At 71.8% G+C, this 11,528-nt stretch carries 11 protein-coding genes and 1 pseudogene; 4 read left to right on the top strand and 8 right to left on the bottom strand.

What is annotated here, in order from left to right; genetic code table 11:
• Positions 1 to 194 precede the first annotated feature (194 nt).
• Positions 195 to 1,226 carry a GNAT family N-acetyltransferase gene (locus YWW_RS30615; RefSeq protein WP_051325839.1) on the top strand — a complete coding sequence of 344 codons (1,032 nt, stop codon included), beginning with the start codon at positions 195 to 197 and terminating at the stop codon, positions 1,224 to 1,226.
• Between the two features lie 5 nt (positions 1,227 to 1,231).
• Here the strand turns inward: YWW_RS30615 and manA are convergent, their stop codons facing one another.
• From manA to YWW_RS0114740, 5 genes are read right to left on the bottom strand one after another with little or no spacing between them, the layout of a single operon-like run.
• A complete protein-coding gene (manA, locus tag YWW_RS0114760) occupies positions 1,232 to 2,389 on the bottom strand; it encodes a mannose-6-phosphate isomerase, class I (RefSeq protein ID WP_026930712.1) in 1,158 nt (385 codons plus the stop codon).
• A 59-nt stretch (positions 2,390 to 2,448) separates the two neighbouring features.
• A complete protein-coding gene (locus YWW_RS0114755; protein WP_026930711.1) occupies positions 2,449 to 3,642 on the bottom strand; it encodes an SIS domain-containing protein in 1,194 nt (397 codons plus the stop codon).
• Between the two features lie 2 nt (positions 3,643 to 3,644).
• The gene (locus YWW_RS0114750) at positions 3,645 to 3,821 is read right to left on the bottom strand and encodes a Trm112 family protein (protein ID WP_026930710.1); all 177 of its coding nucleotides are present in this window, start codon (positions 3,819 to 3,821) and stop codon (positions 3,645 to 3,647) included.
• A 6-nt stretch (positions 3,822 to 3,827) separates the two neighbouring features.
• Entirely contained in the window at positions 3,828 to 5,204 is a 1,377-nt protein-coding gene (locus YWW_RS0114745; RefSeq protein WP_026930709.1) for a phosphomannomutase/phosphoglucomutase, read from the bottom strand.
• A gap of 54 nt (positions 5,205 to 5,258) precedes the next feature.
• Complete coding sequence (locus YWW_RS0114740) at positions 5,259 to 5,693, bottom strand: DUF3499 domain-containing protein (protein ID WP_026930758.1); 435 nt, start codon at positions 5,691 to 5,693, stop codon at positions 5,259 to 5,261.
• Positions 5,694 to 5,836: 143 nt separating this feature from the next.
• Between YWW_RS0114740 and YWW_RS0114735 the strand changes: the two genes are divergently transcribed.
• On the top strand, positions 5,837 to 6,262 hold the full coding sequence (locus YWW_RS0114735; RefSeq protein WP_081687465.1) for a metallopeptidase family protein: 426 nt from the start codon (positions 5,837 to 5,839) through the stop codon (positions 6,260 to 6,262).
• Positions 6,263 to 6,591: 329 nt separating this feature from the next.
• Here YWW_RS0114735 and YWW_RS37995 read toward each other — a convergent pair.
• The 3 genes and pseudogenes from YWW_RS37995 to YWW_RS0114720 all read right to left on the bottom strand — a co-directional run.
• A pseudogene (locus YWW_RS37995) lies at positions 6,592 to 6,843 on the bottom strand (WhiB family transcriptional regulator); the annotation flags it as partial.
• A 309-nt stretch (positions 6,844 to 7,152) separates the two neighbouring features.
• Positions 7,153 to 7,662, bottom strand: coding sequence for a hypothetical protein (locus YWW_RS0114725; protein ID WP_026930707.1), 510 nt, complete (start codon positions 7,660 to 7,662; stop codon positions 7,153 to 7,155).
• 8 nt (positions 7,663 to 7,670) lie between these two features.
• Positions 7,671 to 8,759, bottom strand: a complete 1,089-nt coding sequence (locus tag YWW_RS0114720; RefSeq protein ID WP_026930706.1) for a mannose-1-phosphate guanylyltransferase — start codon at positions 8,757 to 8,759, stop codon at positions 7,671 to 7,673.
• 112 nt (positions 8,760 to 8,871) lie between these two features.
• On the opposite strand from YWW_RS0114720, the gene YWW_RS0114715 reads away from it, so the two are divergent.
• Positions 8,872 to 10,950 (top strand): alpha-galactosidase, encoded by a 2,079-nt coding sequence (locus YWW_RS0114715; protein ID WP_026930705.1) that lies wholly within the window; start codon positions 8,872 to 8,874, stop codon positions 10,948 to 10,950.
• A gap of 133 nt (positions 10,951 to 11,083) precedes the next feature.
• Positions 11,084 to 11,509, top strand: coding sequence for a hypothetical protein (locus tag YWW_RS30605; RefSeq protein ID WP_155830186.1), 426 nt, complete (start codon positions 11,084 to 11,086; stop codon positions 11,507 to 11,509).
• The last annotated feature ends 19 nt before the right edge of the window (positions 11,510 to 11,528 follow it).

Here is an 11,528-nt window from a genome sequence, read left to right as displayed (position 1 = left end):
GAGCCTCGATTCCCGCCCTCCGCGTCGGTGCTCCTCGCCGAACCACTCGGCCGCTGGAACACGCAGCCGGGTTTTGTCGGACCCCGCCAGTACACTTTCGCCTAGGGGTCCCCCTTGGACTACCTGCTTCGGCGTGCCCCGCCACTTCTCCTAAATCGATTGCGCCCCGCCCCGCTTTGCGGAATGGTCGCCATGTGAGCAACCCTGACATCGACATCGTTCCGATCGAGGTCACCGACGACGCGCTCGTCCGGTCCTGGATCGACATGCAGACCGCCGTCCGCCGGCACGACCTGCCGGGCATGGACCTGCCGCTCCCCGGCCTCCAGCGGCTGCGACTCCTGCTCCAACCCGAGTCCATCAAGGTCGAGCGCTGGGCCGCCCGCATCGGCACCACCGTGGTCGGCTCCACCACACTGGTCATGCCGACGCAGGACAACCAGCACCTGGTCGAGCTCGAGCTCGAGGTCCACCCCGAGCACCGCCGCCGCGGCATCGGCACCCGCCTGGCCGAGTTCGCCGAGCGCCGCGCCGCCGAGAACGGCCGCGACACGCTCCTGACCGGCGTCGTCGACTCCCTCGAAGGCGCGCCGCGCTTCGACCACTCCGGGCAGCACTTCGCCAAGGCCGTCGGCTACGCCGAGGTCGACAACGAGATCCACCGCCGCAACGACCTCGCGTTCATCGACGAGGACGGACTGGACCGCCTCCGCGCCGACGCCTGGAACCGGGCCGCCGGCTACGAGCTGGTGCGGTGGGTCTCCGAGGCGCCCGAGGACCTCCTCGACGGCCTGGCCCGCCTGAACGAGCGCATGTACACCGACCCGCCGCAGGGCGAGGAGATGGACATCCGCCCCGCCGAGTGGGACACCGCGCGGATCCGCGACATCGAACGCACGATGGCCGAGCGCGGCCAGCTCCAGATCGGCACGGCCGCCCGCCACGTCGAGAGCGGCGAGGTCGTCGGGTTCACCAGCATCGCGGTCAACCCCGGCGACGAGGAGCACGCCTGGCAGGGCGACACGATCGTGAGCCCCGAGCACCGCGGCAGGCGGCTCGGCGTGATCCTCAAGATCGACAACCAGCGGCTGCTGCGCCGGTACCGGCCGATGATCCGCTACGTCCACACCTGGAACGCCGAGGTCAACGACCACATGATCAGCATCAACGAGGCGATCGGCTACCGGCCCGTGTGCCGCGACATCGACGTGCAGAAGAAGATCTGACCGCCTCAGGCGGAGGCGATGAACAGCTCGCCCTCGCCCGAGACCCGGAGCGCCCCCGCCGCGCCCGCCGAGAACGCGGCGCGGCCGGGGGCGAGCGCGACCTCGCCGCCGTCGTCGGCCACCGTCACGGCCCCGCCGGTGCACAGGCAGATCCTGGGCCCGTCGATGTCGAAGGACAGCGGTTCGGCGCCGACCTCGACGCGGCGCAGCGTGAAGTCGTCGATCGGGACCGGCCAGGTCCGCACCGGCCCCTCGTCGCGCGAGGCCGAGCGCGGCTCGTCCATCGCCCGGAAGTCCAGGACCCGCAGCAGCTCAGGCACGTCGACGCGCTTGCCGGTGAGCCCGCCGCGCAGCACGTTGTCGCTGGCGGCCATGATCTCCACGCCGAAGCCCTTGAGGTAGGCGTGCAGGTTCCCCGCGGGCATGTAGACGGCCTCGCCGGGCCGCAGCGAGACGTGGTTGAGCAGCATGCCCACCAGGACGCCGGGGTCGTCGGGGTAGTGGCGGGCCAGTTCGACCAGGACGGCGGCGCCGTCCCGCGGCTCGCGCCCGTCGGCGGTGGCGGCCTTCGCGGCCTGGTCGATGATCTCGCGGCACTCGTCGCGGCCGAGGCCGAGCAGGTCGGTGACGGCGCGCCGCAGCCCCGCCCGCTCGTCGCGCAGTGTCCGCACCAGCCCTTCGAGGGCGGGGACGCCGAGCGCCTCGATGTCGTCGGCGGTCGCCAGCGGGTCGCGGAAGCCGCACAGCGCCCGGAAGTCGGTGAGGGCGACGAGCAGCTCGGGCTTGTGGTTGCCGTCGACGTAGTTGCGGAAGGCCGCGTCGATGCCGATGCGCCGCTCGCGCTGGTACCCCGAGTGGGCCTGGCGCGAGTTCGGGTGCGCCTGAAGGGAGAGCGGCTTGTCGGCGGCGAGGAGCTTCAGCAGGAACGGCAGCCGCGGGCCGAAGCGGTCGAGGGCGCGCCGCCCGAGCAGCGGCGCCGGCTCGGAGGCGATCGCGTCGTCCAGGGGGCGCCCGTCGGCGAGGATCGAGGGCGCCGTCGGGTGGGCGCCGAACCAGTTCTCGGCCTCGGGCAGCTCCGCCGGATGCGCACGCCCCTGGAGCCTGGCGATGTCGACCTGCGAGCCCCATGCGTAGTTCCGGATGACACCGTCGAGCCCCTGCACAGCCGCTCCTCACTTCTGTTCGTGTTCGAAGAACAACTGTATCGGTTCGCCTCAGGCGTCTACTCGCCGCCGACGGCCTCGTCCTTCATCTCGGACACGGCCGGGACCCGCATCGGGTCGAGGCCGTGGGCGAGCGCGAGGTACACCGAGGCGAAGTCGGCGACGGCGATGAGGGAGGCGAGGCGCTCGAGGGCGCAGCCGCCTTCGGCGGGGACGACGTCGAAGCGCACGCCGCGCCGCTCGGCGATCTTGGCCACCGCGTCGGCGCGCCTGGTGTCGGGCTTGGGCGCGGTGTCGTCGCCGTCGAGGCCGTCGTCCCTCATGAGGACGACCCGCAGCCGCGTCAGGGCGTCCTCGTCCTCGTCGGCGAAGATGTCCCGCCTGCCCTCGGCGAGCGAGCCGAAGACGCCGTCGAGGAGGCCGACGCGGCCGCGCCCGACCTCGCCGAGCTCACCGGAGACGACCGGGTAGCGGGCGTTCGCGGCGAGCATGTCGCCGAAGCGGCGGGCGGCGACGCCCGCGAGCGGGCTGGAGCCCCACACCACCGGGATCGACCCGGCGATGTTGAGCGCGAGCTCCTTGGCGGGGTTGACGTACGAGTCGGCGCCGACGCGGCAGCGCTCGGCGTCCTCGTCGAGGCGCTTGGCGGTCTCGGCGATGTCGGCCTCGGCGAGCGGCACGAGCCCGAGCTCGCGTCCGGCCATGAGCACCGGGATCGTCAAGGCCCACAGGCTGAGCCGCGCCGGGGCGCGGCGGGGGACGGCGACGTAGGGGGCGCGGGCGCGTTCGGCGACGGCCTGGAGTTCGGAGTCGGGGGCGCCGATGGCGACGAGGCGGGCGCCGCGGCGGGCGGCGGCCTCGGCGGCGGCGAGCGCCTCGGGGCTGCGCCCGGAGGCGGAGACGGCGAGGACGACGTCGGCGGCGCCGACCCAGCCGGGGACGCCCGCCGAGCGGTGGCCGAGGACCGGGACGGGGCAGCGCGGCCCGGCCACGGTGGCGAGGATGTCGCCGGTGCGGGCGGCGGTGCCGACGCCCGCGACGACGAGCGCGCGGGGGCGGCCCTCGTCGGCGAGGACGCCGAGCCCGGCGTCGGCCGCGAGCGCGGCCGACTCGCGCAGTTGGGGACCGGCCGAGGCGAGCGCCCACAGGGCCCCGCCCGGGTTGGTGTGGTCGGTCAGTTCGCCTTCGATGCGTCGCTCGTCGGGCAGGCGGTCGCCGGTGATGCCGGCGACGCCGTCGTCGTCTGGACCCATCGCTATTCCTCCTTGACGGAGTCGAGGAGCATGACGGGGATGCCGTCCTCGACTCGGAACACCTTGTCGCACTCAGAGCAGGTGAGGCAGTTCGCCTCGCGGTCGTAGGCCAGTGGCGCGTGGTGGGGGTCCGGGCAGCGCAGCAGTTCCAGCAGGACGGGGGCGGGATAGGCGGGCATCGGTGTCTAGTTCCTAACGATGTGGAGGATCTCGTCGCGGAGCCGCTCCATCGAGGCCCGGTCGGGGCCTTCGACGTTGAGACGCAGCAGCGGTTCGGTGTTCGAGGGGCGCAGGTTCGCCCAGGAGCCGTCCTCGAGCTCGACGGTGAGGCCGTCCAAGCGGTCCGTCCGGGCGCCGGACTCGTAGTGGGCGGCGACCTCGTCGATCTTGGCGTGTGCGTCGGCGACCTTCGAGTTGATCTCCCCGGACGGGACGTAGCGGACGAACTCGTCGGCCAGGTCGGACAGGGACTTGTCGGACCCGCCGACGGCCGCCAGGACGTGCATCGCGGCGAGCATGCCGGTGTCGGCGAACCAGAAGTCCCTGAAGTAGTAGTGGGCCGAGTGCTCGCCGCCGAAGACGGCCTGCTCCTCGGCCATGACGGCCTTGATGTAAGAGTGGCCGACGCGGGTGCGGACGGGTCGGCCGCCGTGCTCGGCGACGATCTCGGGGACCGCCTTGGAGCAGATGAGGTTGTGGCAGATGACGCTGCCGGGGTGCTTCTCGAGCTCGCGGGTGGCGATGAGCGCGGTGATCGCCGAGGGCGTGACCGGTTCGCCGTCGGCGTCGACGACGAAGCAGCGGTCGGCGTCGCCGTCGAAGGCCAGGCCGAGGTCGGCGTCGGTGGCCTTGACGCGGGCCTGGAGGTCGACGATGTTCGCCGGCTCCAGCGGGTTGGCATCGTGGTTGGGGAAGGTCCCGTCGAGCTCGAAGTACAGCGGGTCGATCTCGATCGGGAGCGCGTCGAGCAGCTGGTCGCCGAGGACGGCCGGGACGGTGTGGCCGCCCATGCCGTTGCCGGCGTCGACGACGATCTTCAAGGGGCGGATCCCCGAGAGGTCGACCAGGCCCCGCATGTAGGCGGCGTAGGCGCCGAGGAAGCCCTCGGTGGTGACGGTGCCCGGTTTGTCGGCCGCGTCCGGGGACCGCTCGCCGTCGAGGATCGCCTGGGCCCTGTCGCGGATGTCGGCCAGGCCGGTGTCGAGGCCGATGGGGCGGGCGGCGGGCAGGCACATCTTGAGGCCGTTGTACTCGGCCGGGTTGTGGCTGGCGGTGAACATCGCCCCGGCCACGTCGCGCGCGCCGGCGATGTAGTAGAGCATGTCGGTCGAGCACAGCCCGGCCTCGACGACGTCGGCGCCGGCGGCGGTGGCGCCGCGCGCGAACGCGGCGGCGAAACCCGGCCCCGAATCGCGCATGTCGTGGCCGACGGCCCAGGCCGTCTCGCCGGTCACGGCGACGGCGGCCGCGCCGATCGCCTCCATGACCTCGGGTGTCAGCTGGGAGCCGACGAGCCCTCGGACGTCGTAGGCCTTCACGAATTCGCTGAGCTGTGGAGCCACGGGTGTGTGTCCGCCTTTCGAACGTGGTGCGCGGGGCCGGTTCCTACCCCGAGACTATCGGCTTGCGTCGTCGTCGCCCGACACCACCCGGAGGTGACGCCGGGCACCCATCGCCGGTCCGGGCGGGCGGATGCCTTGGCGCGGCGCGGGTTCGGCCTGCGTCGGCTCGTCCAGGCGGCTGCCGGTGAGCGCCGTCGGGTCCGGTTCGGGGCGTTCGTGCACGGCGGCCTCGCGGACGGCGTTGGCCAGGGCGACCAGGTCGTCGTCGGTGGGCATGGGCGCGGTGTAGTCGCCTTGGTGGCGGACCAGTTCCCAGCCGTGGGGCACGGTGAGACGCCGTGCGTGGGCATCGCACAGGTCATAACTGTGGGGCTCGCGTGTCGTCGCGAGCGGGCCAACCACCGCCGTGGAATCCGAGTAGATATATGTCAATGTGGCCACCGCTGGTTGGCGGCAGCCGTTCCGGGAGCAACGCCGATCCGACCTCACCCCACGAAACTACCACTCGTGGAGGTGAACTCTGTGGCGCTGAGCAGTGGTGCAGAACCGATTTATGGGACAGGGCGGGCCGGGGCGGCGACTCGGTTCCGCCATGGGGCGTTTCGGCCCTGCCGGACGCTAAGGTGGGGCGCATGCGGAGAGATCGTCACGGGCGGGGCATGAGGGGGCCGCTCGCGCCGAGCGCGCTGCCGATGCGGCGCACACCCGTGGAGGAGTTCAACACGCTGGTCCTGCAGTCGGTGAACGCCATCGAGCGGCACATGATCGAGACGATGGGGCCGAACTCGCATCTGCGGGGCGTCGAGTTCGCCGTCGAGGAGGTGCCGCCGCCGATGCGGGCCTACGAGGTGGACATCGTGGAGTCGCACGGGGTGGCGCTGTCCAAGCTCTACCCGGCGCGGCCGGGGACCGCCGCGGCCGCGCCGCGGATCGTGCTCTACCGGCGCCCCATCGAGCTGAGGGCCGACGACGCGGACCTGGGGACGCTGGTGACCAGCGTCCTGACCGAGCAGTTGGGGGCACTGTTGAACCTGCCGCCCGAGACGCTCGAACCCTGACGGAGGGCGGGCCTCGGCGCCGCCGCGGGCTCCGGCGCATACGACGGCGCGGGGGTGGGACGTCGTCGTCCCACCCCTCGCGTGCTCTGTCGCGGCCGGCCCGATGCCTTTCCTCAGGCCGCCACCGGAACGCGTTCGCGTTCGGGCTCCGCCCGCTGCTCGACCAGGACCGAGCCCACGGGCACCGGCTCGGCGCCGAGCGCGCCTGCTCCGATCGCCGGCTCGCCGATCTCGGCGAGCGCCGGCTCCAGCTCGGGGTTGATCATCGGGCTCGGCACGCACACCACCACCGGCATGGGGCGTTCGGCGCGCCGCCGGGCGGCCTCGCGAGCCTGCCGCTTGATCTTGCGGCGCTCCCGCTCCGACAATCCCCCCCAGATGCCGAAGCGCTCATCGTGTTCGAGTGCGTATTGCAGACAGTTCTCTTTGACCTCGCATCGCGCGCAGATGCGTTTCGCATCGCGCGTTGAGCCCCCTTTTTCGGGGAAGAACGCCTCCGGGTCGGTCTGCGCGCACAATGCGCGAGCCTGCCACTCCGGAACGTTACCCAATAGGTCGGCCAGGTAGTCACGGCCGTCCATATACGTCCGCCTCCTCGTGTGCGCACCGGCCAGGCCGGTGCTCCCCCCTTGCAATTCCTTGCACAGCACCGGGTGTCAGACCCGAGGATCGAACGCGCTCCCTCCCCTGTCGCGCGTACGACCCGCCAATGCGGCGCCGCCGGCCGGCCGCATGCGATCGAGGTCCTGGTGCCCGCGGGCGGCCTGTGGATTGGGGCCGCGCCGCCTAACTCATCTCGATGGACGACGAGTGTTCATCGCTTATTCGATAACGGTTCGATGTCAGACGATAGCGCACAGTGATCCAAGCGATGGAAGGACCCCTCAGACTCACTCCTTCGGGGACGCCGAATCGTCCATGAGCAATATGGAGAACTGCTCGCGTGTCCGGCTCCACCGCACGAACACCACGCCCACCACGGCCAGGACCAGCCACACTCCATCGAGGAGCAGCCGCTCCGTCGCGGTGCGGGAGTCGATCCAGACCTCGCCCTGCGAGGCGAGCTGGGTCGCGGTGTCGTATCCGTACATCGCCGCCGACAACGCCAGCAGCACACCGGTAACGATGTAGCAGCCGTAAACGACTTGGGCGAGCCGTCGAATCACCCGTCCGGGGTGCAGCCAGGCCGCCGCGGCGGGGGCCGCCACCGGCACGATCGAGAACAGCGTCTGGCGGGCGACGTCGGCGAAGCCGATCCCGGCGGCCCGCGAGCCGTAGTCGTCGCGGGGGTCGACGCCGGCGCCGAAGAGCCACTGCGAGAGCGTGACGGCGATGAACACTGCGGCGCAGGCGATCAGGACGGCGGCGACGGCGGGGCGGGAACGGTGCGTTGACGGCATGGCCGGTATTACACCAGATCGGTTCGGGACGCCTGCTTCAGTTCCTCCACCACGCCCTTGACCTCCTGGGCGCGGTCCCTGGGGCAGACCAGCATCGCGTCGGGGGTGTCGACGATGATGAGGTCGTCGACGCCGACGGCGACGACGAGGCGCCCGGCGGCGGGGACGACGACGTTGCGCTTCGACTCGGTCAGCAGCACCTCGCCGGGGCCCGAGGGCCGGACGACGACGTTGCCGACCCGGTCGGCGGCCTTGAGGACCTGGCCGAGGGTGTCGTAGTCGCCCACGTCGTGCCAGTCGAAGTCGCCGGGCACGACGCCCACCTTGCCGGAGGCGGCGGCCGGCTCCATGACCGCGTAGTCGACCGAGATCTTCTCCAAGGTGGGCCACAGCTTCGCGAACAGGGCGTCGCGGCCGGTGGTGTCCCAGGCCGCGGCGAGGGTGCGCACGGCGTCGTGGAGGGCGGGGCGGTGGCGGGCGAGCTCGTCGAGGAACACGTCCACGCGCCAGACGAACATGCCCGCGTTCCACAGGTAGTTGCCCGAGGAGACGTACTCGACCGCCGAGACCTGGTCGGGCTTCTCGACGAACGCGGCGAGCTTGAAGCCGGGGCCGACCGCCGGTCCCAGCCGCAGGTACCCGTAGCCGGTCTCGGGCCCGGCCGGGGTGATGCCGATGGTCATGAGCAGGCCGGTGTCGGCCAGCTCCATGGCGCGCTCGACGGTCTCGGCGAAGGCCTTGGCGTCGGGGACGAGGTGGTCGGCGGCGAAGGCGCCCATGATCGCGGTCGGCTCGCGCTCGGCGATGACGGCGGCGGCCAGGCTGATCGCGGCGGCCGAGTCCCTCGGGGAGGGCTCGACGAGGATGTTGTCGCCGGGGATGTCGGGCAGCTGCCTGGCGACGTCGACGGCGTGGGCGGTGCCGGTGACGACGTAGACCTGCCCGGGGGCCGAGAGGAGGCGGACCCGTTCGACCGTGGACTGGAGGAGGGACTCGCCCGAGCCGCCCAAAGGCAGCAGGAACTTGGGCCGTTGCGCGCGAGACAGGGGCCAGAGCCTGGTTCCGGAGCCGCCTGCGGGGACCACCGCGTGAAGCATGCCAATAGTCTTGCATGCCGTGCCCACATGCCGGTTCACCCGGTGGGACACCCTGGTGACGATAGCGCTTTCGATGCCACACTGAACCGGTTCAGATCAGCAAGGAGTGACCATGACCATCAGCTTCGACGAAGCCGCCCGCGCCTGGCACCTCTCAGGGCCCGGCTACTCCTATGTCGTCGAGCTCTGCGACCGGGGCATGCCGCGCCAGTGCTACTGGGGCCCGCCGATCCCCGACGGCGCCGTCGCCGCCCTCGGCGGCGGCCGCAGCCGGGGCTACCCCGTCGACGACAGCGTCCACACCGGCGTCGAGCTCCTCGGAGAGCTCGGGCCCCAGTTCGCGACCCCCTCGCTCCAGCTGCGGCACCCCGACGGCGCCAAGGGCTTCGCCTGGCACTACAGCGGTCACAGCGTCGACGGCGACCACCTCGCGATCGCCTTCACCGACCGGGACCTGACATTGACGCTGCACTACCGCGCCTGGGACACCGGCGTCATCGACCGCTGGGCCGTCCTCGAGGCGGCCGCGCCGGTGGAGATCGGCCGCTTCGACTCGGCGGCGTGGACCCTGCCGCACTGGAGCGGCTACCGGCTCTCCCACCTGTCCGGCGAGTGGGCGGCCGAATGGCAGCTGCGGCGCGTCGAACTGCCCGTCGGCGAGACCGTCCTCGGCTCGCGGCGCGGCAACACCAGCCACCAGGCCAACCCGTGGTGCGCCGTCGACGACGGCACCGCCACCGAGACCGCCGGCGAGGTCTACTCCACGCAGCTCGCCTGGTCGGGCTCGTGGCGCGTCCAACTCAACCGCTCCACGCAGGGCCGCCTCACCCTCACCGCGGGCGCCGGACAGGAGGGCCTGCGCTGGAACCTCGCCGCCGGCGAGCGGTGGGAGACGCCCGTCGCCTCCGGGCTCTACACCGCGGGCGGCTTCGGCGGGGCCTCCCGCGCCTGGCACGAGCACCTGCGGCGCCACGTCATGCCTACTGCGGAGGAGGACGCGGCGGTGCTGTTCAACTCCTGGGAGGCGGTCACCTTCGACGTCTCCGAGGAGAAGCAGCTGCCGCTGGTCGAGCTGGCCACCCGCATCGGCTGCGAGCAGTTCGTCGTCGACGACGCCTGGTTCGGCGCCCGCACCTCCGACCGGGCGGGGCTGGGGGACTGGTGGCCCAACCCCGAGCGATTCCCGAACGGCCTGAAGCCGCTCATCGACGCCGTGCACGAGCGCGGCATGCGGTTCGGGCTGTGGGTGGAGCCCGAGATGGTCAACCCCGACTCCGATCTGTACCGCGCCCACCCCGACTGGGTGATGCACCAGTCCGGGCGGGACCGCACCGAACTGCGCAACCAGCTGGTGCTCGACTACTCCCGGCCCGAGGTGGCCGAGTGGGCCTTCGCGACGCTCGACCGGCTCCTGAGCGACAACGACGTCGACTTCGTCAAGTGGGACCACAACCGGCCCTTCACCGAGGTGGGCCAGCCCGGCGGGGCCGACCCCGACCGCGTCCACATCGACCACGTCAGGGCCCTCTACGACATCAAACGCCGCCTGCGCCGGGCGCACCCGCGCGTGCGCATCGAGGGCTGCGCGGGCGGCGGCGCCCGCGTCGACCTCGGCATCATGCCGTACGTCGACCAGGTGTGGACCTCGGACAACACCGACGCGGGGGACCGCGTGGCGATCCAGCACGGCTTCGGCCAGGCCTATCCGGCGCGGGCGATGGGCGCGTGGGTGACCGACGAGCCCACCGGGCTCAACCGCCGCAGCACCTCGCTGCGGTTCCGCTTCCAGGTCGCCAGCGCCGGGGTGCTCGCCGTGGGCGGCGACCTGTCCGAGTGGAGCGAGGCCGAACTCGACGAGGCCGCCGGGCACATCGCCGTCTACAAGGACATCCGCCCGGTCGTGCAGCACGGCGTCCAGTACCGCCTGGGCGACCCGGAGCGCGAGCACCTGACCGGCGTGCAGTACGTGCGCGGCGACCGGATCGCGGTGCTGGCCTTCAAGACGCCGTCCCGCTTCAACCGGCCGCAGGCGCCGCTGCGGCCCGCGGCGATCGCGGCCGACGAGCGCTGGATCGACGAGGACACCGGCGAGACGTATTGGGGCGCAAGCCTGCTCGCGCACGGTCTGCCGCTGCGGTGGGCGGGCGCCGACTGGGATTCGGCGATCCTGCGGCTGCGACGGAGCGCATAGGGGCGGTCACTGCGCGGTCCGTGAGGAGCATCTCTCGTCTTAGGGGTGTCCGGGCAGCTCAGCGCTTGCGGGGCTGCCCTAGACTCACCGGGGTTCCGCCCGACACGATCAACGACGAATGAGGAGTCCCTCAGTGGCTTACCCGCCCGCCCCCGCCCCCCAACCCATGCAGCCCGCGCCAAAGCAGGGCAACGGTTTCGGCGTCACCGCTCTCGTGCTCGGCCTGATCGGCCTGATCGTCTTCTCCTGGATTCCGGGCGTCAACATCTTCACCGCGATCCCCCTCGCCGTCCTCGCCGTCATCTTCGGCATCGTCGCGCTGGCCAAGGCCGGCAGCCGCGGCGGCAAGGGCAAGGGCACCGGCGGCTGGGGCCTGGTGCTCGGCCTGCTCGCCATCGCGGCCGCGATCGCGGTGAACGTGTGGATCATCGACTTCTTCGAAGACAACAGGGACGAGCTCTACGACGACTACATGGAGGACTGCCAGTCGCAGGGCCTCTCTGAGGACGAGTGCGACCAGATCTACGAGGACACCGAGGACGAGATCCTCGGCGAGTAGCCGCTCACGCGACAAGGGC

The sequence above is a fragment of the Glycomyces tenuis DSM 44171 genome (assembly GCF_000427885.1).
GTDB classification, from domain to species: Bacteria; Actinomycetota; Actinomycetes; order Mycobacteriales; family Micromonosporaceae; genus Glycomyces; species Glycomyces tenuis.
Note: the sequence above shows the minus strand (reverse complement) of the source record. Positions and strands in the feature narration are given on the sequence as shown.